Origin of the sequence: Micromonospora sp. DT178, assembly GCF_049841695.1 — a bacterium.
Classification (GTDB): domain Bacteria; phylum Actinomycetota; class Actinomycetes; order Mycobacteriales; family Micromonosporaceae; genus Micromonospora.
On the sequence record NZ_JBNCKV010000006.1, the window covers coordinates 357925 to 382037 of the forward strand.

General features: G+C 73.1%; 20 protein-coding genes. 12 read left to right on the plus strand and 8 right to left on the minus strand.

The window, feature by feature from the left end:
* Positions 1-169 precede the first annotated feature (169 nt).
* Positions 170-2176: an excinuclease ABC subunit UvrC gene (uvrC, locus tag ACLQ22_RS14620; protein WP_425692727.1), complete on the plus strand. Its 2007-nt coding sequence runs from the start codon at positions 170-172 to the stop codon at positions 2174-2176.
* Between the two features lie 98 nt (positions 2177-2274).
* Here the strand turns inward: uvrC and recQ are convergent, their stop codons facing one another.
* Positions 2275-4113 carry a DNA helicase RecQ gene (gene recQ, locus ACLQ22_RS14625; RefSeq protein WP_425692728.1) on the minus strand — a complete coding sequence of 613 codons (1839 nt, stop codon included), beginning with the start codon at positions 4111-4113 and terminating at the stop codon, positions 2275-2277.
* 243 nt (positions 4114-4356) lie between these two features.
* Between recQ and rapZ the strand changes: the two genes are divergently transcribed.
* The 8 genes from rapZ (at position 4357) to ACLQ22_RS14665 (ending at position 11500) form a co-directional block, all read left to right on the plus strand.
* Positions 4357-5244, plus strand: coding sequence for an RNase adapter RapZ (gene rapZ, locus ACLQ22_RS14630; protein ID WP_151453375.1), 888 nt, complete (start codon positions 4357-4359; stop codon positions 5242-5244).
* Positions 5241-6341 (plus strand): gluconeogenesis factor YvcK family protein, encoded by a 1101-nt coding sequence (locus tag ACLQ22_RS14635; protein ID WP_425692729.1) that lies wholly within the window; start codon positions 5241-5243, stop codon positions 6339-6341. Before rapZ ends, ACLQ22_RS14635 begins: the two co-directional genes overlap by 4 nt.
* Before the next feature lie 54 nt (positions 6342-6395).
* Positions 6396-7376 carry a DNA-binding protein WhiA gene (whiA, locus tag ACLQ22_RS14640; protein WP_088999356.1) on the plus strand — a complete coding sequence of 327 codons (981 nt, stop codon included), beginning with the start codon at positions 6396-6398 and terminating at the stop codon, positions 7374-7376.
* Positions 7377-7640: 264 nt separating this feature from the next.
* Positions 7641-8645 (plus strand): type I glyceraldehyde-3-phosphate dehydrogenase, encoded by a 1005-nt coding sequence (gene gap / locus ACLQ22_RS14645; protein WP_425692730.1) that lies wholly within the window; start codon positions 7641-7643, stop codon positions 8643-8645.
* A gap of 35 nt (positions 8646-8680) precedes the next feature.
* On the plus strand, positions 8681-9880 hold the full coding sequence (locus ACLQ22_RS14650) for a phosphoglycerate kinase (protein WP_425692731.1): 1200 nt from the start codon (positions 8681-8683) through the stop codon (positions 9878-9880).
* Entirely contained in the window at positions 9880-10671 is a 792-nt protein-coding gene (gene tpiA / locus ACLQ22_RS14655) for a triose-phosphate isomerase (protein WP_425692732.1), read from the plus strand. The genes ACLQ22_RS14650 and tpiA overlap by 1 nt, the downstream gene beginning before the upstream one ends.
* Positions 10672-10766: 95 nt before the next feature.
* Positions 10767-11030 (plus strand): preprotein translocase subunit SecG, encoded by a 264-nt coding sequence (gene secG / locus ACLQ22_RS14660; protein WP_121400676.1) that lies wholly within the window; start codon positions 10767-10769, stop codon positions 11028-11030.
* Positions 11031-11161: 131 nt separating this feature from the next.
* Positions 11162-11500, plus strand: a complete 339-nt coding sequence (locus tag ACLQ22_RS14665; protein WP_121400677.1) for an RNA polymerase-binding protein RbpA — start codon at positions 11162-11164, stop codon at positions 11498-11500.
* Positions 11501-11575: 75 nt separating this feature from the next.
* On the opposite strand, the gene pgl is transcribed toward ACLQ22_RS14665, so the two are convergent.
* The 6 genes from pgl to tkt form a co-directional block, all read right to left on the minus strand.
* A complete protein-coding gene (gene pgl, locus ACLQ22_RS14670; protein WP_121400678.1) occupies positions 11576-12346 on the minus strand; it encodes a 6-phosphogluconolactonase in 771 nt (256 codons plus the stop codon).
* 67 nt (positions 12347-12413) lie between these two features.
* Positions 12414-13430, minus strand: coding sequence for a glucose-6-phosphate dehydrogenase assembly protein OpcA (locus tag ACLQ22_RS14675; protein ID WP_425692733.1), 1017 nt, complete (start codon positions 13428-13430; stop codon positions 12414-12416).
* A gap of 151 nt (positions 13431-13581) precedes the next feature.
* The gene (zwf, locus tag ACLQ22_RS14680; RefSeq protein WP_425692734.1) at positions 13582-15123 is read right to left on the minus strand and encodes a glucose-6-phosphate dehydrogenase; all 1542 of its coding nucleotides are present in this window, start codon (positions 15121-15123) and stop codon (positions 13582-13584) included.
* Between the two features lie 11 nt (positions 15124-15134).
* Positions 15135-16784: a glucose-6-phosphate isomerase gene (locus ACLQ22_RS14685; protein WP_425692735.1), complete on the minus strand. Its 1650-nt coding sequence runs from the start codon at positions 16782-16784 to the stop codon at positions 15135-15137.
* 76 nt (positions 16785-16860) lie between these two features.
* A complete protein-coding gene (gene tal, locus ACLQ22_RS14690; protein WP_425692736.1) occupies positions 16861-18039 on the minus strand; it encodes a transaldolase in 1179 nt (392 codons plus the stop codon).
* Positions 18040-18055: 16 nt separating this feature from the next.
* Positions 18056-20194, minus strand: a complete 2139-nt coding sequence (gene tkt, locus ACLQ22_RS14695) for a transketolase (protein WP_425692737.1) — start codon at positions 20192-20194, stop codon at positions 18056-18058.
* Positions 20195-20448: 254 nt separating this feature from the next.
* Here tkt and ACLQ22_RS14700 point away from each other — a divergent pair, with 254 nt between their 5' ends.
* From ACLQ22_RS14700 to ACLQ22_RS14710, 3 genes are all read left to right on the plus strand, one after another.
* A complete protein-coding gene (locus tag ACLQ22_RS14700) occupies positions 20449-21405 on the plus strand; it encodes a heme o synthase (protein WP_425692738.1) in 957 nt (318 codons plus the stop codon).
* Positions 21406-21741: 336 nt separating this feature from the next.
* Entirely contained in the window at positions 21742-22074 is a 333-nt protein-coding gene (locus ACLQ22_RS14705; RefSeq protein ID WP_366642184.1) for a hypothetical protein, read from the plus strand.
* Positions 22075-22080: 6 nt separating this feature from the next.
* Complete coding sequence (locus tag ACLQ22_RS14710) at positions 22081-23004, plus strand: ATP-grasp domain-containing protein (protein ID WP_425692739.1); 924 nt, start codon at positions 22081-22083, stop codon at positions 23002-23004.
* Between the two features lie 128 nt (positions 23005-23132).
* Here the strand turns inward: ACLQ22_RS14710 and ACLQ22_RS14715 are convergent, their stop codons facing one another.
* Positions 23133-24095 carry a COX15/CtaA family protein gene (locus tag ACLQ22_RS14715; RefSeq protein WP_425692740.1) on the minus strand — a complete coding sequence of 321 codons (963 nt, stop codon included), beginning with the start codon at positions 24093-24095 and terminating at the stop codon, positions 23133-23135.
* Positions 24096-24113 lie beyond the last annotated feature (18 nt).

Sequence of the window (24113 nt, forward strand, 5' to 3'; positions counted from 1 at the left end):
CGGATGTTAGCTGGGAGCGTTTCCGGCGGCACCGCAATTTCGGGCCGGCGGGGGTTCGCCCCCGGCCTGGGACGGCCGGCATGACCGGGGCGTGGCACGGCTGGCGGGCGGGCGGGGCGGGGACGCGCCGTCCCGGGAGCTGTCGGGGGCGCGGACTACGCTTGCTGCCGTGGCTGACCCCTCGACCTACCGCCCCGCGCCCGGCACCATCCCGGAGTCACCGGGGGTCTACCGGTTCCGCGACGGCACCGGCCGGGTGATCTACGTCGGCAAGGCGAAGAACCTGCGCAGCCGGCTCAACTCCTACTTCGCCGACCTGTGGGGCCTGCACCAGCGCACCCAGCAGATGGTCACCACCGCCGAGTCGGTGGACTGGGTCACCGTCGGCACCGAGGTCGAGGCGCTCCAGCTCGAATACACCTGGATCAAGCAGTACGACCCGCGGTTCAACGTCCGCTACCGCGACGACAAGTCCTACCCCTACCTCGCCGTCACCCTCGACGAGGAGTTTCCCCGGTTGCAGGTGATGCGGGGCGCCAAGCGCAAGGGGGTGCGCTACTTCGGGCCCTACTCGCACGCCTGGGCGATCCGCGAGACGCTCGACCTGCTGCTGCGGGTCTTCCCGGCGCGCACCTGCTCGGCCGGGGTGTTCAAGCGCGCCGGCCAGGTGGGCCGCCCCTGCCTGCTGGGCTACATCGGCAAGTGCTCGGCCCCCTGCGTCGGCAGCGTCACCCCCGAGCGGCACCGGGAGATCGTCGACGGTTTCTGCGACTTCATGGGCGGCCGCACCGACACGATGGTGCGCCGGCTCGAACGGGAGATGACCGAGGCCAGCGAGCAGTTGGAGTTCGAGCGGGCGGCCCGGTTGCGCGACGACGTGGCCGCGCTGCGCCGGGCGATGGAGAAGCAGACCGTCGTGCTCGGTGACGGCACCGACGCCGACGTGGTCGCGTTCGCCGACGACCCCCTCGAAGCGGCCGTCCAGGTCTTCCACGTGCGCGACGGCCGGGTCCGTGGTCAGCGCGGCTGGGTGGTGGAGAAGACCGAGGAGCTGAGCACGGGCGATCTGGTGCACCACTTCTGCACCCAGGTCTACGGCGGCGAGCAGGGCGAGGCCGACGTGCCCCGCGAGCTGCTCGTGCCGGCGCTGCCCGCCGACGCCGACGCGCTGGCCGACTGGCTCTCCGGTCACCGGGGCAGCCGGGTGAGTCTGCGGGTGCCGCAGCGCGGCGACAAGCGGTCGCTGCTGGAGACCGTCGAGCGCAACGCCAAGGACGCCCTCGCCCGGCACAAGCTGCGCCGGGCCGGCGACCTGACCACCCGCAGCAAGGCGCTCGACGAGATCACCGAGGCGCTCGACATGCGCACCTCGCCGTTGCGCATCGAGTGTTTCGACATCTCCCAGATGCAGGGCACCGACGTGGTGGCGAGCATGGTCGTCTTCGAGGACGGGCTGCCCCGCAAGAGCGAATACCGGCGCTTCATCATCCGGGGCGCCACCGACGACCTCTCCGCCATGTCCGAGGTGCTGCGTCGCCGCTTCGCCCGCTACCTCGACGCCCGCGCCGAGACCGGCGAGGCGGGCGTCGAGCCGGCCGACGACCCCGTCGCCCCGGCCGGGCAGGGCGAGCCCGACGAGCCCCACCAGCCCGGCGGGTCCGACGAGCGCACCGTCGGCACCCTGATCGACCCGACCACCGGGCGCCCGCGCAGGTTCGCGTACCCGCCGCAGCTGGTGGTGGTCGACGGCGGTGCGCCGCAGGTCGCGGCGGCAGCCCAGGCCCTGGCGGAGCTGGGCGTCGACGACGTGGCGCTGTGCGGCCTGGCCAAGCGGCTGGAGGAGGTCTGGCTGCCCGACGACGAGTTCCCGGTCATCCTGCCGCGGACTTCGGAGGGGCTCTACCTGCTGCAACGGGTGCGCGACGAGGCGCACCGCTTCGCCATCACCTTCCACCGGCAGCGGCGCTCCAAGCGGATGACCGAGTCGGCGCTGGACAGGGTGCCCGGCCTGGGGGAGGTGCGGCGCAAGGCGCTGCTGCGGCACTTCGGCTCGCTCAAGCGGCTCTCCGCGGCCACCGTGGAGGAGATCACCGAGGTGCCCGGCGTGGGCCGGCGCACCGCCGAGGCGATCCTCGCCGCGCTGGGCGGCGAGGCGAAGACCCCGGCGGCGGACTGACCGCGCCGCCGTCGGCGGCACGTCGGCCCGCGCGCCGACGCCTGGCCGCGCCGACACCGGGTGGCGACGCCTGACCGGGTGGCGCGGCCGGCCGGCCGTCACTCGGCCAGGACGGCCAGGATCTGCTCGCCGTACTTCGCGAGCTTGTTCTCGCCGACGCCGTTGACCGCGGACAGCTCGGCCAGCGACGTGGGCGCGTCGGTGGCGATCTGCCGCAGCGTGGCGTCGTGGAAGATCACGTACGCCGGGACGCCCTGCTCCTTGGCGGTGGCCCCCCGCCAGGCGCGCAGCCGCTCGAAGACCCCGGCGGCGGTCGGGGACAACTCGGCGACGACGGTGGCCGCCCCGCGTGGCTTGGCCGACCGGGACGAGGCGACCTTCTCCGGCTCGCGGCGCATCATCACCGTGCGGCGGCGGCCCAGCACCTCCGCGCTGGCCTCGGTGAGGGCCAGCGTGCCGTAGTCGCCCTCGACGGCCAGCAGCCCCTCGGCCAGCAGTTGCCGCACCACGCCGCGCCACTCGGCCTCGCGCAGCTCGCCGCCGATGCCGAAGACGGTCAGCGAGTCGTGGCCGTACTGGGTGACCTTGTCGGTCGTGCGGCCGAGCAGGATGTCGACGCAGTGCCCCGCGCCGAAGCGCTGGTTGCGCTCCCGGTCGAGCCGGAAGACCGTGGAGAGCAGCTTCTGCGCCGCGACGGTGCCGTCCCAGGACTCCGGCGGGCTGAGGCAGGTGTCGCAGTTGCCGCAGGCGGCGGCCGCCTTCTCGCCGAAGTAGTCGAGCAGCTGGCCGCGCCGGCAGCGGACCGTCTCGCAGAGGGCGAGCATCGCGTCGAGGTGGGCGGCGAGGTTGCGCCGGTGGGCGAGGTCCCCGTCGGAGGTCTCGATCATCTTGCGCTGCTGCACCACGTCCTGGAGCCCGTACGCCAGCCAGGCGGTCGACGGCAGCCCGTCGCGCCCGGCGCGACCGGTCTCCTGGTAGTAGCCCTCGACCGACTTCGGCAGGTCGAGGTGGGCGACGAAGCGGACGTCGGGCTTGTCGATGCCCATGCCGAACGCGATGGTCGCCACCATCACCAGGCCGTCCTCGCGCAGGAAGCGCTGCTGGTTGCGCGCGCGGGTCGCCGCGTCCAGGCCGGCATGGTAGGGCAGCGCGGCGACGCCGTTGGCGGTGAGGAACTCCGCCGTCTTGTCCACCGAGGCGCGCGACAGGCAGTAGACGATGCCCGCGTCGCCGGGGTGCTCGTCGCGCAGCAGGCTCAGCAGCTGCTTGCGCGGCTCGCGCTTGGGCACGATCCGGTACTGGATGTTGGGCCGGTCGAAGCTGGCCACGAAGTGCCGGGCGTCGGTGAGCTTGAGCCGGGTCGCGATCTCGTCGCGGGTCGCGCTGGTCGCGGTGGCGGTGAGCGCGATGCGGGGCACGTCGGGCCAGCGTTCGTGCAGCATCGACAGGGCGAGGTAGTCGGGGCGGAAGTCGTGCCCCCACTGCGACACGCAGTGCGCCTCGTCGATGGCGAACAGGGCGATCCTGCCCCGGTCGAGCAGCTGCTGCGCCCCTCGGGTGCCCAACGCCTCCGGGGCGAGGTAGAGCAGGTCCAGCTCGCCGCCGACGAAGGCCCGTTCCACCACCCGGCGGGCGTCGAGATCCTGGGTCGAGTTGAGGAAGCCGGCCCGGACGCCGACCGCCGTCAGCGCGTCGACCTGGTCCTGCATGAGCGCGATCAGCGGGGAGACCACCACCGCCACGCCGTCGCGGACCAGCGCGGGGATCTGGTAGCACAGCGACTTGCCGCCGCCGGTGGGCATCAGCACCAGCGCGTCGCCGCCGGCCACCACGTGGTCGATCACCTCCTGCTGGAAGCCGCGGAAGGCGTCGTAGCCGAAGACCCGGCGCAGCACCTCCAGGGCGTCGGCGGAGCGCAGGTCGGTGGGGGAAGCCATCCGGGGATTCTACGAACCTCCCCCGACAGCCGGCGGACCCGAGCGGGCGGGTCGCGACCGGGTCCGGCCGTCCGCCGGGGTGGGCGCCGCCACGGCGGCGGCCCGGGACGTGCCGGCAACGTGCGGGGGGTGCGGGATAGAGTCGCTGATTGACCACGCGCGGCCGGGGGTGCCGGCCGCGGCGCCACGGCTTGGGGGTAGTGGGTGAGCGAGGCGCGTACGGCCGAGGAACGGGGCGCGACGGTGACGGGGCAGCAGACACCGGCGGAGTCGGACACCACCCTGGTGGTGGTCACCGGGCTCTCCGGCGGCGGCCGCAGCACGGTGGCGAGGGCGCTGGAGAACGTCGGGTTCTACGTGGTGGACAACCTGCCGCAGGCGCTGATGCTCGACATGGCCGAGCTGGCGTTCAAGGCGGGCGGGGCGGCCCGGCGTACGGCGATGGTGCTGGACGTGCGCTCGCGCGCCTTCTCCACCGACCTGGCGGGGGCGATCCGGGAGCTGAAGGAGCGCGGCTTCTCGCCCCGGGTGGTCTTCGTCGACGCCGACGACGAGGTGCTGATCCGGCGGTTCGAGAGCGTCCGGCGCTCGCACCCGTTGCAGGGCGACGGGCGGCTCGCCGACGGCATCGCGGTCGAGCGCGGCCTGCTGGAGGAGGCCCGCGACCAGGCCGACGTGATCATCGACACCAGCCATCTGAACGTCAACCAGCTGCGCCGCCGCGTCGAGGAGCTCTTCGGCGGCGAGGACGCCCGCCGGCTGCGCGTCACCGTGCTCTCCTTCGGCTTCAAGTACGGCCTGCCGCCGGACGCCGACTTCGTGCTCGACGCCCGGTTCCTGCCCAACCCGTACTGGGTGCCGGAGTTGCGCGAGCACACCGGCCGGGAGGAGGCCGTCAGCTCGTACGTGCTGGGGCAGGAGGGCGCGGACGCCTTCGTCGGGTCGTACGCCGACCTGGTTAACGCCACCACCGTCGGCTTCGAGCGGGAGGGCAAGCGCTACCTGACCGTGGCGGTCGGCTGCACCGGCGGCAAGCACCGCAGCGTGGCAATCGCCGAGGAGCTGGCCGCCCGGCTGCGCCACTCCGGTCTGGCGGCCAACGCCCAGCACCGCGACCTGGGGCGCGAGTGACGGCGACGCGCGTGGTCGCCTTCGGCGGCGGGCACGGCCTGTCCGCCTCGCTGCGTGCCCTGCGCCGCTGCGCCCCCGAGCTGGACCTCGACATCACGGCGGTGGTCACCGTCGGCGACGACGGCGGCTCCAGCGGCCGGCTGCGGGCCGAGCGGGGCGGCCTGCCCCCGGGCGACCTGCGGCAGGCGCTGGTCGCGCTGGCGGGGGACCACCCGGCCACCCGGCGCAGTGCCAAGCTCTTCCAGCACCGCTTCGCCGAGGTGCCGCCGCCCGCCGACGGCCCGGCTCCCGCCGGGGACCTGTCGGCGGGGCGCCTTCCGGTCTCCGGCACCGGACGGACCCCTTCCGGCCCGCAGCCGGCCGGGGTCGCCGGAGGGACGGCCGGCGGGCGGGCGGGTGACGGCGCCGGCGGGCTGGCCGGGCACGCGGTGGGCAACCTGGTGCTCTGCGGGCTGATGGAGCTGCTCGGCGACCCGGTGGCCGCCCTGGAACACGCTGGCGCGATGCTCGGCTCGGTCGGCCGGGTGCTGCCGATGTCGTGCGAGCCGGTGGGGATCGAGGCACGGGTACGCGGCGCCGACCCGCGCCGGCCGGACGAGGTGCGCACGATCACGGGCCAGCACCAGGTCGCGGTGACCACCGGCCGGGTGGAGTCGTTGCGGCTCACCCCGGTCGCGCCGGAGGCCTGCCCGCAGGCGGTCGCCGCGATCGGCGCGGCCGACTGGCTGATCTTCGGGCCGGGCAGCTGGTACACGAGCGTGCTGCCGCACCTGCTGGTGCCGCAGCTCGCCGCTGCGATCGTCGCCAGCCCGGCGCGGCGGCTCGTCACGCTGAACCTCGCCGCCGAGAAGGAGACCTCCGGGCTCTCCCAGGCCGACCATCTGGCCGCGCTGCGCGCGTACCTGCCGGAGCTGAGGGTCGACCGTGTGGTCGCCGATTCCAAGGCGGCGGGTGACCCCGAACCGGTCGAACGTGCGGCAGAATCGCTGGGTGCCCGCCTGGTCCTCGCTCCCGTCGCGGTCACCGACGGCACTCCCCGTCATGATCCGGCCGCCCTGGGCGCCGCACTGGTGCCTGTCCTGGGCGCCGATCGTTAGACACGTACGTAATCTCCGGCGACACGCCGGAACAGGTCCGTGAGGGGACGCACAATGGCGATGACGGCTGCGGTCAAGGACGAGCTGAGTCGGGTCGACGTGCCCAAGCCCTGCTGCCGGCGGGCGGAGATGGCGGCGCTGCTGCGCTTCGCCGGCGGGCTGCACATCGTCTCCGGTCGGGTCGTGGTGGAGGCCGAACTCGACACAGGGGCGGTGGCCCGACGGCTGCGACGGGAGATCGCGGAGGTCTACGGCTACCCGAGTGAGATCCACGTGCTCGCGTCCGGTGGCCTGCGCAAGGGCAGCCACTTCATCGTGCGGGTGGTCAAGGACGGTGAGGCCCTCGCGCGGCAGACCGGGCTGCTCGACGTGCGGGGACGCCCGGTGCGGGGGCTGCCGCCGCACGTCGTCGCCGCGAACGTCTGCTGCGCGGTGTCGGCCTGGCGCGGCGCGTTCATGGCGCACGGCTCGCTGACCGAGCCGGGCCGCTCCAGCGCGCTGGAGATCACCTGCCCCGGCCCGGAGTCCGCGCTGGCCCTGGTGGGCGCGGCCCGCCGGATCGGCATCACCGCCAAGAACCGCGAGGTGCGCGGCGTGGACCGGGTGGTGGTCAAGGACGGCGACGCGATCGCCGCGCTGCTCACCCGGATCGGCGCCCACTCCAGCGTGCTGGCCTGGGAGGAGCGGCGGGTGCGCCGCGAGGTGCGGGCCACGGCGAACCGGCTGGCCAACTTCGACGACGCCAACCTGCGCCGCTCGGCGCGGGCCGCGGTCGCCGCCGCCGCCCGGGTGACCCGGGCGCTGGAGATCCTCGCCGAGGACGCGCCCAACCATCTCACCTCCGCCGGCCGGCTGCGCCTGGAGCACCGGCAGGCCTCGCTGGAGGAGCTGGGCGCGCTGGCCGACCCGCCGCTGACCAAGGACGCCATCGCCGGCCGGATCCGACGGCTGCTGGCGCTGGCCGACAAGCGGGCCCGGGACCTGGGCATCCCGGATACGGAAGCAGCCGTCACGCCCGACATGCTCGTGGTCTGATAGGACGGTGCGGGTCGGCGGTGCCGGTGGGATCACCACCCGGCGCTGCACTGCGTCGCACGCTCGGATAAGGTCGCTGCGTACGGCAAGGGGGCCGGCACAGGCACTCCTCGCCGTGCACACCGCCTCGGGCGGTCAGGTCCTTCGAGACCGCGGCGGGGTGGCCGAGATGAACCGTCAACGGCCGGCTCCAACGGTCGGCGCACACACCTCCGCCGGCCCGGGTCTTACGCCGGCGGACCAGAACGCAAGGAGATGGGACCTGTGACCATCCGGGTTGGCATCAACGGCTTCGGCCGGATCGGCCGCAACTTCTTCCGGGCAGTGCTGGCGTCCGGCGCTGACGTCGAGGTCGTGGCGGTCAACGACCTGACCGACAACGCGACGCTCGCCCACCTGCTCAAGTACGACAGCATCCTGGGCCGCCTGCCGCACGAGGTGAAGGCCACCGCCGACGAGATCACCGTGGGCGGCAAGACCATCAAGGCGTTCGCCGAGAAGGACCCGGCGAAGCTGCCGTGGGGTGAGGTCGGCGCGGACGTGGTCATCGAGTCCACCGGCTTCTTCACCGACGCCACCAAGGCGAAGGCGCACGTCGACGGCGGGGCCAAGAAGGTCATCATCTCCGCCCCGGCGAAGAACGAGGACGTCACGGTCGTCATGGGCGTCAACCACGACCAGTACGACCCGGCCAAGCACACCATCATCTCGAACGCCTCCTGCACCACCAACTGCCTCGCGCCCATGGCGAAGGTCCTGCACGACACGTTCGGCATCCAGCACGGCCTGATGACGACGATCCACGCGTACACCCAGGACCAGAACCTCCAGGACGCGCCGCACTCCGACCTGCGTCGGGCCCGCGCCGCCGCGCTGAACATCGTGCCGACCTCGACCGGCGCGGCGAAGGCGATCGGCCTGGTGCTGCCGGAGTTGAAGGGCAAGCTGGACGGCTACGCGCTGCGGGTGCCGATCCCGACCGGCTCGGCCACCGACCTCACCGTCGACGTCAACCGTGAGACCACGGTGGACGAGGTCAACGCCGCGCTGAAGGCCGCCGCCGACGGCCCGCTCAAGGGCATCCTGGTCTACAACGAGGACCCGATCGTCTCCTCGGACATCGTCACCGACCCGGCGTCGTGCATCTTCGACGCGCCGCTGACCAAGGTCGTCGGCAACCAGGTCAAGGTCGTCGGCTGGTACGACAACGAGTGGGGCTACTCGAACCGCCTCGTCGACCTGGTCAAGCTGGTCGGCCAGTCCCTGTGAGGAAGCTGGCGGTCACGAACGGAGGCCTGGCCTAAGTGAGCATCCGTACCCTCGACGACCTGCTCGCCGAGGGGGTGTCGGGTCGGCGCGTGCTGGTGCGCGCCGACCTGAACGTCCCACTCGACAAGCAGTCCGGTGACATCACTGACGACGGCCGCATCCGGGCCGTGCTGCCCACCCTGAGCGCACTCACCGGAGCCGGCGCCAAGGTGGTCGTCTGCTCGCACCTGGGCCGCCCGAAGGGCGCCCCGGACCCGCAGTTCAGCCTGCGCCCGGTCGCCGGGCGCCTCGGCGAGCTGCTCGGCGCGCCGGTGCACTTCGCCACCGACACCGTGGGCGAGTCCGCCCGCTCCACCGTGGACGCGCTCGCTGACGGCGAGGTCGCGCTGCTGGAGAACCTGCGCTTCAACCCCGGTGAGACCAGCAAGGACGACGCCGAGCGGGGCGCCTTCGCCGACCAGCTCGCCGCGTTCGGCGACGCCTACGTCGACGACGCGTTCGGCGCGGTGCACCGCAAGCACGCCAGCGTCCACGACGTGCCGGCCCGGCTGCCGCACGTCGCGGGCCGGCTGGTGCTGCGCGAGGTGGAGGTCCTGTCCCGGCTGACCGGCGAGCCGGAGCGCCCGTACGTGGTGGTGCTCGGCGGCTCGAAGGTCTCCGACAAGCTGGCGGTGATCGAGGCGTTGCTGCCGTCGGTCGACCGGCTGCTCATCGGCGGCGGGATGTGCTTCACCTTCCTCAAGGCGCAGGGCCACGAGGTGGGCTCCTCGCTGCTGGAGGAGGAGATGGTCGAGACCTGCCGCAACCTGCTGGAGCGCTCCGAGGGCAAGATCATGCTCCCGGTCGACGTGGTGGCCGCGGACGCGTTCGCCCCGGACGCCGCGCACGACACCGTGCCGGCCGACGGCATCCCCAGCAAGCGGGTCGGGCTCGACATCGGGCCGGAGACGGTCGCCGGGTTCGCCGCCGCCCTCAAGGGCGCGCGGACGATCTTCTGGAACGGCCCGATGGGCGTGTTCGAGATGCCGGCGTTCGCCCATGGCACCCGCGGGATCGCCGAGACGATCGCGAAGACCGACGCGTTCACCGTCGTCGGTGGCGGTGACTCCGCCGCCGCGGTACGGGCGCTCGGGCTGGACGAGTCGTCCTTCGGGCACATCTCCACCGGCGGTGGCGCCTCCCTGGAATACCTGGAGGGCAAGACCCTCCCCGGCATCGCGGCCCTGGAGAACTGATGGCGAGCGTCACCCGCCGGCCCCTGATGGCCGGCAACTGGAAGATGAACTGCAACCACCTCGAGGCCAACCTGCTGGTACAGAAGCTGGCGGCCAGCCTCACCGAGAAGCAGCTCACCGACGTCGAGACGGTGGTCCTGCCGCCGTTCACCGACCTGCGTACGGTGCAGACCGCCGTCGACGGCGACAAGCTGCTCATCGGCTACGGCGCGCAGGACCTCTCGCCGCACGCGTCGGGGGCCTACACCGGGGACATCTCCGGCCCGATGCTGGCGAAGCTGGGCTGCACCTACGTGGTGATCGGGCACTCGGAGCGACGGGCCTACCACCACGAGGACGACGCGATCGTCAACGCCAAGGTGCAGGCGGCGCTGGCCCACGGGCTCACCCCGATCCTCTGCGTGGGGGAGGGGCTGGACGTCCGGGACAAGGGCACCCACGTGGCGCACTGCAGCGACCAGCTCGACGGCGCCCTGAAGGGGCTCACCGCCGAGCAGGTGCAGAAGGTCGTGGTGGCGTACGAGCCGGTCTGGGCGATCGGCACGGGCAAGACGGCCACCCCGGAGGACGCCCAGGAGGTGTGCGGCGCGGTCCGTCAGCGCCTGGCCGAGTCCTTCGGTCAGGACACCGCCGACAAGGTCCGGGTCCTCTACGGCGGGTCGGTCAAGTCCTCGAACGTGGCGGCGATCATGGCTCAGCCGGACGTCGACGGGGCGCTCGTGGGCGGCGCGAGCCTGGACGCCGAGGAGTTCGCGAAGATCTGCCGGTTCCCGGAGCACATCTCCCGCTGATCGCTCGCTATCCTTGACTCCGCCCGTCCGTCGGTCGGTGCCACCGTGCCCGATCTGCCCGGGCGAGGATCGTAACGAGAGGACTGACCCCAGCCATGCCGATCTGGTTCGCATACACGTTGATCGTGTTGCTGGTCATCACGAGCATCCTGCTGACGATGCTGATCCTGCTGCACCGCGGTAAGGGCGGCGGGTTGTCGAGCATGTTCGGCGGTGGCGTCAGCTCCAGCCTCGCCGGTTCCTCGGTGGCGGAGAAGAACCTCGACCGCTACACCGTCCTGGTGGGCATCGTCTGGTTCGCCTGCATCGTCGGGTTGGGGCTCTGGCTCCGCCTCCAGATGGCCAGCGGCACGGTCTGAGCCCGCCAAGTCGTACAATTTGCGCGCGGCCCGTCGACGACGGGCCGCGCGCAGTTCGTTCCACCCGCTGCACCGCGTCGCCCGCCGCCCTCTCCGCGGCGGTTCCCCTCCGACGACAGGAGCGAGCAGCCGTGCCCATCGGCAACGTCATCCCGGGCACCCGGGTCGGATTCGCGCCCGAACGCCACCAGCCGGCCCCGTGCCGGACGGTCACCTACTGGTGCCGCAACGACCACCGCAACGAGATCCGGCTCGCCGCCGAGGTCGAGGTGCCGGAGGTGTGGGACTGCCCGCGTTGCGGCCTCCCCGCCGGCCAGGACGCGCAGAACCCGCCGGGCCGCGCCCGGCCCGAGCCCTACAAGACCCACCTGGCGTACGTGAAGGAGCGGCGCACCGCGGCGGAGGGGGAGGCCATCCTGGCCGAGGCCCTCGCCGACCTGCGCCGCCGGCGTGGCCGTCCCGCCGGCTAGGCGGCGTTCCCGCCCAGGGCGGACAGCAAGGGGCCCCTCGGCGACGCCCGGCGTCGACGAGGGGCCCCTTGCACGTCAGCGCAGGCTGCGCAGGCGGGCCGGGACGTCGGCCGCCGCCGCCCGGTCCAGCAGCCAGAGGGTCCGGCCCGTGCCCTGCACGCCGGCCGCCGGCAGTTGCACCGGCCCCGCCCCGGCCAGCGCCATGCCGACCGCCCGTGCCTTGTCGGCCCCGCTGGCCACCAGCCAGACCTCCTCGGCCGTGTTGATCGTCGGAAGGGTCAGCGTGGTCCGCACCGGTGGGGGCTTCGGGCTGCCCCGCACCGCGCTGACCGGCCGGCTGTCGTGGTGCACCGGATGCTCGGGGAAGACCGAGGCGACGTGCCCGTCCTCGCCGACGCCCAGCATCAGCACGTCGAAGTGGGGGAGCGCGGCGTGCCCCGGACGCGCCGAGCGGGCCAGTTCCTCGGCGTAGCGGGCCGCCGCCTCCTCCGGGTCGGGCCCGGCCGGACCGTCGGAGGCCGGCATCGGGTGGACCCGGGCCGGGTCGAGCGGCACCGCGTCCAGCAGCGTGGCGCGGGCCTGGGTCTCGTTGCGCTCGGGGTCGCCGGCGGGCAGGAACCGCTCGTCGCCCCACCAGACGTCGACCCGGGACCAGTCCACGGCGTCCCGGGCCGGCAGCGCCGCCACCGCCCGGTGCACCGCCGCGGCTATCCGCCCGCCGGTCAGCACCACCGACGCCTGGCCCCGCTCGGCCTGGGCGTCGAGCAGCTTGACCACCAGCCGGGCGGCCACCGCCTGGGCCAGCAGGTCGGCGTCGGCGTGGACGGCGACACTCGCCTCACTCATCTGTGTGCCTTCGTTTCTCCGGCCGCCGCGCGGCCGGTCCTCCGTGGTGCCCCGGGCAGTCGGGCGCTCAGTGCTCGGCGCTCGTTCCCACGTGCGCGGTGACCCCCGCCTCGGCCCGCTGGGCCGTGGCCGGGTCCTTCCAGACGTGCACCCGCTGCGGCGGGCGCTGGTCGAGGTCGGCCAGCCCGGCCGCCGTGCCCAGCGCCTCCGCGTACACCTGGTCGGCGTCGAGCCGGCGCAGCTCCTCGGCCAGTTCGTCGCCCAGCGGCCGGCGGACGAGCGGCAGCTGCCGGTCCTCCTGGCCGGTACGCCGGAACGTCGCCACGCTGTCGTCCCGGGACAGCGTCAGCGTGTCGCCGTTGGCGCAGCGCAGCTGCACCTCCCGCATCCGGGGCGCCGCGTCGGTGTGCTCCCACACCGGCTCGATGCCCAGCCGCGCGGCCAGCCAGCCCTGCATCAGCGCGGCGGTCGGGTCGGTCGGCGGGGCCACCACGGTCGCCTCGGTCACCCTGGCCTGGGTGGTGTCGAACGCCCCCGCCACGAGCGTGCGCCACGGGGTGATCCGGGTCCACGCCAGGTCGGTGTCGCCGGGGGCGTAGTCCCGGGCCCGCTGGCGCAGCGCCTCGATCGGGTCGGCGGCCTGCGCGCAGTCGGTGATCCGCCGGTCGGCCACCACGCCGAGGAAGTCCGTGGCGATCTCGGCCGGCGGCTCGCCGTGCCACCACGTCACCACCGGCACGTCCGGCACCAGCAGCGGCATCACCACCGATTCGGCGTGCAGGGCCAGCCGCCCGTACATCCGGGTGACCACCGCCTCGCACGGGCCGAGCCGGCCGCCGACGACGATCTCCGCGTCCAGCCGGTTGCGTTCGCGCTCCACGTCGGTGCGGACCACCACCAGCAGCCGGCAGGGGTGGGCGGCGGCGGCTATGGTCGCCGCCGCCTCCGCCTCGCGGACCCGCTTCTCGTCCACCACCACGATCAGGGTGAGCGCCATGCCGCTGGCCACCCCGCCGGCGCTGCGCCGCTCGGCGGCCAGCGCCTTGACCACCTCGTTGCCGGTGGTGTCCCACAGGCCGATCAAAGGAGCCTCCTGGTTTGCTCGCTGCGGCTGCTCACGGCACCTGCCTTCGTTCGCGACTGCGGGGCTCGCAGAACCGGCTCACTCCTCGCGCTCACGCCACTGGCCTTTGTTCGCGACTGCGGGGCTCGCAGAACCGGCTCACTCCTCGCGCTCACGCCCGCCGCCATGCCCGGCCCTCGCGGGCCAGCATCTCGTCGGCGGCCCGGGGGCCCCACTCGCCGGCCCGGTACGGCTCCGGCTTCGTGCCCGCCCACGCGTGCTCCAGCGGGTCCACCACCTGCCAGCTCTGCTCGACCTCGGCGGCGTCCGGGAAGAGGGTGCGGTCGCCGATCAGCACGTCCAGCACGAGCCGCTCGTACGCCTCGGGGCTGGCCTCGGTGAACGCCTCGCCGTACTGGAAGTCCATCGCGATGTCGCGGACCTCCATCGTGGTGCCGGGCACCTTGGAGCCGAACTTGAGCACGACGCCCTCGTCCGGCTGCACCCGGATCACGAGCTGGTTGTTGCCCAGCGACTCCATGTCGGCTTCGTTGAACGGCAGGTGCGGCGCCCGCTTGAACATGATGGCGACCTCGGTGACCCGCCGCGGCAGCCGCTTGCCGGCCCGGATGTAGAACGGCACCTCCGCCCAGCGGCGGTTCTGGATGCCGAGCCGGACGGCCACGTAGGTCTCCGTGGTCGAGTCCTCCGGGACGCCCTCCTCCTCCAGGTACCCGACGGCACGCTCGCCGCCCACCCAGCCGGGCAGGTACTGGCCGCGTACGGTGCCCTCGGCCACGTCCTTCGGCAGGGTGATCGCCCGGAGCACCTTGAGCTTCTCCGTGCGGATCTCGTCGGCGTCGAAGCTCGTCGGCTCCTCCATCGCCACCAGCGCCAACAGCTGGAGCAGGTGGTTCTGGAACACGTCACGGGCCGCGCCGGCCGAGTCGTAGAAGCCGGCGCGGGTGCCGATGCCGACGTCCTCGGCCATGGTGATCTGCACCGAGTCGACGTACTTGGAGTTCCACAGCGGCTCGAACAGGTTGTTGGCGAACCGCAGGGCGAGGATGTTCTGGACGGTCTCCTTGCCCAGGTAGTGGTCGATGCGGAAGACGTCCTTGCGGGTGAAGACGTCGTCGACCAGGTCGTTGAGCGCCTTCGCCGAGGGCAGGTCGTGCCCGAAGGGCTTCTCCACCACCACCCGGCGCCAGCCGCCGGACTTGGCGTTGTCGGCCATACCGGTGCGGGCCAGCTGCTTGAGGACCACGGGGAACGCCGCCGGGGGGATGGAGAAGTAGAAGGCGGCGTTGCCCGGGATCCCGTGCGTCTGACGCAGCTCGTCCAGCATCTCGGAGAGGTGGTCGAACGCGGCGTCGTCGTCGAACGAGCCGCCGACGAACTTGATGTTGCCCACCAGCCGCGCCCACACCTCCTCCCGCCAGGGGGTGCGGGCGTGCTTCTTGGCGGCCTCGTGGGCGAGCGACTCGAAGTCCCCGTCGCCCCAGTCCCGGCGGGCGAAGCCGAGCACGGCGAAGCCCGGGGGCAGCAGCCCCCGGTTCGCCAGGTCGTACACGGCCGGCAGGAGCTTCTTGCGGGCCAGGTCACCGGTGACGCCGAAGATCACCAGAGCGCACGGCTCCGGGATCCTCGGCAGCCGGCGGTCCTGCGGGTCGCGCAGCGGGTTCACGCCGCCTCCTCGCTCCGCGTCATCCATGGTCCCCATCGTCACGCCCGCAACGCCCCGGCCGCATCGAGCAGCTGGGCCACGCCCGCCGACCGGTCGGTCAGGTGCAGCCGGACCAGCGGGCGCTCCCGCTCGGCCAGGGCCTGCCGGTCGCCGGCGGCCTGCGCCGCCTGCAGCTCGCCGAAGGTGTACGGCCGGCCCGGCACCGGCAGGTCGTCGGCGACCGCGCCGGTGAGCTGGAGGTAGCTGCCGACCTGCGGGCCGCCCTTGTGGTACTGGCCGGTGGAGTGCAGGAACCGCGGCCCCCAACCGAAGGTGACCGGCCGTCCGGCGGCACCGGCCAGCAGCGGCCGCAGCCGGGCCGCGTCGGCGTCGGCGAACCGATCGAGGTACGCCATCACCGCGAGGTAGCCGTCGTCGCCCGCCGCGTCGACCAGCTGGCGGAGCACGCCGGCCAGGTCGCCCGGGGCGCCCTGCGGCGCGTACACCTCGATCGCGCCCTCGGTGAACGACGGCGTCTCCGCCGGCGGACCGGAGGCGAGGATCCGGTTCGTGTTCTCCTTGGACTCGGTGACGTTGGGCTGGTTGAACGGGTCGATGCCGAGCACCACGCCGGCGATCGCGGTGGCGTACTCCCAGGCGAGGAACTGCGCGCCGAGCGGGCCGTTGACGGCCACGTCGGCGTCGGCGCCGCCGCCGGGGACGGCGCCGGCGGGCAGCGCGCCGCCGTAGGTCACGGTGAGCACGTCGTCGCCGGTGGCGCCGGGGCTCTGCGGCGACTCCACGACGACCGGCAGGATGCCGACTCCGGCCTTGCCGGTGGACTCGGCGATCAGCTGCTCGGCCCAGTCGCCGAGGCCCTCGATGCCGGTGCCGTCGGAGATCAGGGCGACCTTGTCCCGGCCCATGGTGGCCGCCGCGCCGAGCGCCGCGCCGAGCGCCAGGCCCGGGTTGTCGCGGTCCCCGCCCAGCGACCGCGCCAGCGCGTCGGCCTCGTCGAGCAGCTCGGCCACCTCGACGCCGGCCAGCGCCGACGGGACCAGCCCGAACGCGGTCAGCGCCGAGTAGCGGCCGCCCACGTTCGGGTCGGCGAGCACGGTGAAGGCGCCCATCTCGGCGGCGGTGGCCTCCAGCGGCGAGCCGGGGTCGGTGACGACGACGAAGTGCCGCCCGGCCTCCGCCTCGGTCATCCCCGCGTCGAGGAACGCCTGCCAGTACGCCCGGCGGTGGCTGTCGGTCTCGACCGTCGAACCGGACTTGCTGGCCACCACGACCACGGTGCGCTCCAGCCGGTCGGCCAGCGCCGCCCGGACCTGCCCCGGGTCGGTGGTGTCGAGCACCGTGAGCTGCTTGCCGAGGGTACGGGCGATGACCTCGGGCGCCAGCGACGAGCCGCCCATCCCGGCGAGCACCACGTGGTCCAGGTCGGCCAGCTCCGCCTTCAGCTCGGCGAGCTGGGGCAGCAGCTCCCGGCTGCGCAGGTGGGTGTCCACCCAGCCGAGGCGGATCTTCGCCTCGGCCTCGGCGTCCGGACCCCACAGGGTCGGGTCCTTCGCGGCCAGCTTGCCCGGCGTGCCGGCGCTCACGAGCGCGTCCCGGGTGGAGGCGGGAGCCGACCTGTCGACCGTGTCGGCCCCGTGCACGGAGAGCCCGGCGGCGGCCTCGACCGCCCCGGCGAGCAGATCACTCACTCCGCCACCTCGCTCCGCTCGGCGGCGGCGCGAGGCGCCGCACTGCTGAGCCTGATGGTTCGCTCGCTACGCTCACTCACGCGTTTCCTCCCGCCTGCTGCGCGGCCTGCGCGTTGTCCTTCGCGGCGTCACCCGGGCGGCCTGCGCCCCGGCCCGCGGCCGACAGCGACTTGCGGACGCCGTCGAGCAGTTCCTGCCAGCTCGTCTCGAACTTCTCCACGCCCTCGCGCTCCAGGGTCTCGATGACGTCGGCCATGTCGATCCCGACCGACTCCAGGTCCGCGAAGACCTTGCGGGCCTCGTCGTACGAACCGGTGATGGTGTCGCCGCGGGTCTCGCCGTGGTCGGCGTACGCGTGCACGACCGGCTCCGGCATGGTGTTGACCGTGCCGGGGGCGATCAGCTCCTCGACGTAGATGACGTCCCGGTAGTCCGGGTTCTTGGTCGAGGTGGAGGCCCACAGCGGCCGCTGCGGGTGGGCGCCGGCGTCGGCGAGGGCCTGCCAGCGGTCCGAGGAGAACACCTCGCCGTAGCGCTCGTACGCCAGCTTGGCATTGGCGACGGCGGCCTTGCCGCGCAGCGCCTTGGCCTCGTCGGAGCCGAGCTTCTCCAATCGCTTGTCGACCTCGCTGTCGACGCGGGAGACGAAGAACGACGCGACCGACCCGATCTTCGACAGGTCGTGCCCGTTCGCCTTCGCCTGCTCCAGGCCGGCCAGGAACGCCTCCATCACCTGCGAGTAGCGGTCCAGCCCGAAGATCAGCGTGACGTTGACGCTGATCCCCTCCGCCAGGGTGGCGGTGATCGCCGGCAGACCGGCCTCGGTGGCCGGGATCTTGATGAAGAGGTTCGGCCGGTCGACGAGCCACCACAGCGCCTTGGCCTCGGCGACGGTCCTGTCGGTCTCGTGGGCCAGCCGGGGGTCCACCTCGATGGAGACCCGGCCGTCGACCCCGGCGCTGCCCTCGTACGAGGGGCGCATCACGTCGCAGGCCCACCGCACGTCGTAGGTGGTGAGCATGCGCACGGCCTCCTCGACCTCCACCCCACGGGTGGCGAGGTCGCGCAGCTGCCAGTCGTACTCGTCGGCGTCGCTCAGCGCCTTGGCGAAGATCGTCGGGTTGGTGGTCACCCCGGCCACGTGCTTCTCCCGGCGGAGCTGGTCCAGCCCGCCGGAGGACAGCCGTACCCGGGAAAGGTCGTCGAGCCAGACCGCCACGCCTGCGGCGGTGAGTTCACTCAGCCTGTCCGTCATGCCGTCCACGCTCCCCTCAGTTGCCGGTGGTGAAACCGGTGATGTCGCCCATCCGGGTCAGCGCCGCGTGCGCGGCGGCCACGATCCGGTCGGGGGTGAATCCGAACTGCTCGAAGAGCACGGAGTGCGGGGCACTCGCGCCGTAGTGCTCCAGGCTGACGCTCTCGCCGCAGTCGCCGACGATGCCCCGCCACGACATGGCGATGCCCGCCTCCACGCTCACCCGTGCCTTTACCCCGCGCGGCAGCACCGACTCCCGGTACGCCTCGTCCTGCGCGAAGAACCACTCCTGGCACGGCATCGAGACGACCCGGGTCGGGGTGCCGTCGGCCTCCAGCCGCTCGCGGGCGGTCAGGCAGAGCTGCACCTCGGAGCCGGTGCCGATGAGGATCACCTGCGGCTTGCCGTTGGACGCCTCGGCCAGCACGTAGCCGCCCTTCGTCACGCCCTCGGCGCCGGCCAGGACCGACCGGTCCAGCGTCGGCAGCGCCTGCCGGCTGAGCGCCAGCGCGGTCGGCCGGTCGGTGTGCTCCAGGGCCTGCCGCCAGGCCCAGGCCGTCTCGTTGGCGTCGGCCGGCCGGACCACGTCCAGGCCGGGGATGGCGCGCAGCGCGGTCAGGTGCTCCACCGGCTGGTGCGTGGGGCCGTCCTCGCCGAGGCCGATCGAGTCGTGCGTCCAGACGTAGACCACCGGCAGCTTCATCAGCGCGGCGAGCCGTACGGCCGGGCGCATGTAGTCGCTGAAGACCAGGAAGGTGCCGCCGTACGGGCGGGTGCCGCCGTGCAGCGCGATGCCGTTGAGGATGGCGCCCATGGCGTGCTCGCGGATGCCGAAGTGCAGCGTGCGGCCGTACTCGTGGCCGGGGAAGTCCTTGGTGGCGTGGACGGCGGGGACGAAGGACGGCTCGCCCTTCATGGTGGTGTTGTTGCTCTCGGCCAGGTCGGCCGAGCCGCCCCACAGCTCCGGCAGCACTCCGGCGAGGGCCTCCAGGACCTTGCCGGAGGCCGCCCGGGTGGCGATGCCCTTGGCGTCGGCCGGGAACTCCGGCAGCGCGTCGGTCCAGCCGGTCGGCAGGACCCGCCCGGCCATCCGGTCGTAGAGCGCGCGGCGCTCCGGGTTGGCCTTCGCCCAGCCGTCGAACGCCGTGGTCCACTCCTGCTGGGCCCGGGCGCCGCGCTCCATCACGGCGCGGGCGTGGCCGAGCATCTCCTCGTCGACCTCGAAGGTCCGCGCCGGGTCGAAGCCGAGGAGCTGCTTGGTGGCGGCCACCTCGTCGCCGCCCAGCGCCGAGCCGTGGATCTTGCCGGTGTTCTTCTTGTTGGGCGCGGGCCAGCCGATGATGGTGCGCAGCGCGATGAAGGAGGGGCGGCCGGTCTCGGCCTTCGCCGCCAGCAGCGCCCGGTGCAGGGCCTCGACGTCCTCGTGGTAGTCGCCCTGGTCGGCGTCGCCGGTGCGCCAGTCGACGGTCTGCACGTGCCAGCCGTACGCCTCGTAGCGGACCGCGACGTCCTCGCTCTTGGCGATCCGGGTGTCGTCCTCGATCGAGATCTCGTTGTCGTCGTAGATCACCGTGAGGTTGCCGAGCTGCTGGTGCCCGGCGAGCGCGCTGGCCTCGTGGCTGATGCCCTCCTCGATGTCGCCGTCCGAGGCGATGCACCAGATGTCGTGGTCGAAGACCGACCGGCCCGGCTCCGCCTCCGGGTCGAACAGGCCGCGCTCACGGCGGGCCGCCATCGCCATGCCGACCGCGTTGCCGAGGCCCTGCCCGAGCGGCCCGGTGGTGGTCTCCACGCCGGGGGTGTGCCCGTGCTCGGGGTGCCCCGGGGTCAGCGAGCCCCACTGCCGCAGGGACCTCAGGTCCTCCAGGGCCAGCGGGTAGCCGGAGAGGAAGAGCTGGATGTAGAGGGTGAGGCTGGAGTGGCCCGCGGAGAGCACGAAGCGGTCCCGGCCGGGCCAGTTCGGGTCGGCCGGGTTGTGCCGCATGACCCGGTTGAAGAGCAGGTAGGCCGCGGGCGCGAGGCTCATCGCGGTGCCCGGGTGGCCGTTGCCGGATCTCTCCACGGCGTCCATGGCCAGCACGCGGACGGTGTCGACGGCCCGGCGGTCGAGGTCGGACCAGTTGAGTGCGGGGTGCTCGGGTCGGTTGGCAGCCACGATGGTTGTGCTCCTCGGCAGATGGGCGGAACCCTCAGTGATGACCCTATCGAGCGGTCCTAAACGTCCGCCCAGGGATCTCTGCATGCCGGTCTGTACTGGTCGCGGTCCCGCCACGACGGTGTGACGGCCCGCACCGTTGTCGGGTCGCCCGGGCAGCCAAAACGACGACGCGTAGTCTGTGGTGCGGCGTGTGGCCCCAGTCGGGTCCGGCCGATCCGACCTCCCCTGCCGACGCCGGAAGGTGGCAATCCGTGAGCATGATCACCGAGCGCCCCGTCAGCAACTCTGCCGGGCAGCCGGTGCGGACTGCGGCGGAGGGGCCGGCGGTGGCCCGCCGGGACGTCCGCGCGGTGGTCGCGGCCTACGTGACGCTGACCAAACCGCGGATCGTGGAACTGCTCCTCGTCACCACGGTGCCGGCGATGATGCTCGCGGACGGTGGCCTGCCGTCGCTCTGGCTGGTGGCGGTGGTGCTGGTCGGCGGATCGCTCGCCGCGGGCGCGGCCAGCGTCATCAACTGCTACATCGACCGGGACATCGACCAGCTGATGCGGCGCACCAAGCGTCGCCCGCTGCCGGCGCACACCGTGACACCGCGTAACGCGTTGATCTTCGGGCTGGTGTTGGCGGCGGTGTCGGTCGCGATGATGGCGGCGTTCACCAACCTGCTGGCCGCCGGGCTCACCCTGGCCGCGATCGTCTACTACGACGTCGTCTACACCCTCTGGCTGAAGCGGACCACGACGGCCAACACGTTCTGGGGCGGGGCCTGCGGGGCGGCGCCGGTGCTGATCGGCTGGGCGGCGGTGACCGGGACGCTCGCCCCGGCCGCGTGGGCGCTGTTCGCGGTGGTCTTCTTCTGGCAGATGCCGCACTTCTACCCGCTGGCGATGAAGTACAAGGACGACTACGCCCGGGCCGGCATCCCGATGCTGCCGGTGGTGGCCTCCACGCGGCGGGTCAACGCCGAGATCATCGGCTTCGCCTGGCTGACCGTGGCGTCCTCGCTGGCCGTGTGGCCGCTGGGGATGAGCCTCATCTACGGCGTGCCCGCCGTGGTGGTCGGCGCCATCTTCGTGGTGGAGGCGCACAAGCTCGCCCGGCGGGTGGCGCGGGGGCAGGCCGTCAAGCCGATGCGGCTGTTCCACTGGTCGACGACCTACCTGACCATCCTCTTCGCCGCCGTCGCGCTCGACGCGCTGATCTGACCGGGCGGCGCCCGCCGATCCCGACGGGCCGCCGCGCCGAGCCGGGTCCCGGCCTGACGCATCCGCCCGGTCCGCGCGGCCGGAGGCCGTACCGGAAAATCATCATGGTGTATGGCTTGTCCGGGTTTCTTGTCACATCGGTGACGCCGTCGGTATGGGTCCGGAACCGCTCGGATGCCCCGGGCCGGCCCGGTTCGGGGTAGCGCTTTGGAGGGATAAGTCCGGACAAGACCGTGCATATCGTCTGTGGTTCTCCTTAAACCTGCGGGTAATTGGCATCACAAAAGGTTCATGGTTCTCGCCCGCCCGGGTGGAAGTCTGCTTACGCTTCCCGTCATGGCAGAAGGTTCCGATACGACGCTGACGGCCGAGCAGACCCCCGGGCAGGCCCCGCAGGGCCTGGTCGCGGGCATCAAGTCGTTCGCCGCCGGTCACGGCGGGGCGAAGGCGGTCATCGAGTACGTCGGCAAGCGTGGCGCGCGCATCGTCCTCGTGGGCGAGGACGGGGTGTGGGGCGACCAGTTCGCCGACGACACCGTCGTGGCGCGGCAGGCCTGTGCGAAGGCGGGAGTCACCGTCGAGAACGCCTGGGAGCGTGAACTGATGGACCAGATGCGTCCGAGCAACGACCTCTGGCGGTCGATGGCCCGGCGCACGATGGCCCGTTGACATAACTTGACCGATCACCACCAGCCGACCCGGGGGGAACCCCGGGTCGCTCTCGTCACCTGTGCCGAACTGCCCGACCTCGACCCCGACGACCGGCTGCTGCTCGAACCGCTGGCGCGCCGCGGCGTGACCGTCGAGGCGCTGGACTGGGCCGACCCGTCCGCCGACTGGCCGGCGTACGACCTGGCGGTGCTCCGCTCGCCGTGGGACTACGTGCCGCGCCGCGACGAGTTCCTCGCCTGGGCGTCGCGGGTGCCCGCCCTGGCCAACCCGGCCGACGTGGTGCGCTGGAACACCGACAAGCGGTACCTGGCCGAGCTGTCCGCTGCCGGGGTGCGTACCGTGCCGACGTCCTGGGTCGCGCCGGGGGAGAGTTGGCGACCGCCGGCCGCCCGCGGCGAGTACGTCGTGAAGCCGGCCGTCGGCGCGGGCAGCCGGGACACCGGCCGCTACGACCTGGCCGATCCGCGGCACCGGGAACTGGCCGTGGCGCACGTGCGGCGGTTGTCGGACGCGGGCCGGCTGGCCATGGTGCAGCCGTACCTCGACGCGGTCGACACGGCCGGCGAGACGGCGCTGATGTTCCTGGCCGGGCCGGACGGCCCGGCGTTCAGCCACGCCGTGCGCAAGGGCCCGATGCTGACCGGCCCGGACCTCGGCGTCGACGGGCTGTACCGGCCCGAGGAGATCACCGCCCGCACCGCCACCCCGGAACAGCTGGCGGTGGCGGCCAGGGCCCTCGCGGCGGTGCCCGGCGGGCCGGGGCGGCTGCTCTACGCCCGGGTGGACCTCATCCCGGGCCCGGACGGCGCGCCGGTCCTGGTGGAGCTGGAGCTCACCGAGCCGTCGCTGTTCCTCGGCCACGCCGATGGCGCCGCCGACCGCCTGGCCGACGCGATCCTGACCCTGCTGGGCCGCGCCGCCGGCTGACCGGCCCCCGGGCCGCCGACGTCCGGGGGGTCGGGGCCGCGCCGCCGGACCGGCGGGACGACGGCGGCTGCGGTTCCCGGGGCTCCCATGACGGACGGGTTCCCGTGGTGGGGCGGGGAGGGGCGCGGTCAGGCGGCGACCGGGACGGCCCGGTCGGCGGCGTCCGGGGCCGGGGTCGGCCCGACCGGGCGGCGCTCGCGGGTGGACCACTGCACCGAGAGGGTGGCCAGCAGCACCAGGCAGGACCCCAGCATGTGCGCGCCCACCAGCAGCGCCGGCAGGTTCGTGAAGTACTGCACGAAGCCGATCACGCCCTGGCCCAGTTCGACCGCGACCAGCACCACGGCGGCCCGCGCCGCGCGCTGCGCGCCGACCGCGCGGAAGGCGAAGACCAGCGCCACGGACAGGCCGATCAGCAGGAAGACGCTGTCGGCGTGCACCTGGGAGATCGTCTCCGGGTCGAGCCCGTTGCGGGCGGCGCCGTGGTCGCCCGCGTGCGGACCGCTGCCGGTCACCCAGGTGCCGATCACCAGCACGGTCGCGCTGACCACGGTGGTGAGCGTGGCCAGGGTCCGCAGCGGGGCCGGCACGACGGCCACCGCCGGGCCCGCCGGGTCCTTGATCCGCCGCCACAGCGCGTACGCGGCGGCGATCACCAGCATCGAGGCGAGGAAGTGCAGGCCGACCACCCACGGGTTGAGGTCGGTGAGCACGGTGATGCCGCCGACGACCGCCTGGGCCGGGATGCCGAAGAGCACGGCGACCGCGAGCGGGATCAGCTCCCGGCGCCGGGGGCGGTGCAGCAGCACGGCCACCAGCACCGCCAGCGCGATGACGCCGACCGCGAAGGTGAGCAGGCGGTTGCCGAACTCGATCGCCCCGTTGATGCCCATCTCGGCGGTCGCCACGTACGAGTCGTCGGTGCACCGGGGCCACGTGGGGCAGCCGAGGCCGGACGCGGTGAGCCGGACGGCCCCGCCGGTGACGACGATGCCCACGTTCGCGATGATCGAGGCGAGCGCGAGACGGCGCAGCAGTGTGGTGGAGACCGGGAACCGGACGGGTCGCTTCACGGCGCAAATCCTACGCATCGTAGTGGAGCACGATCG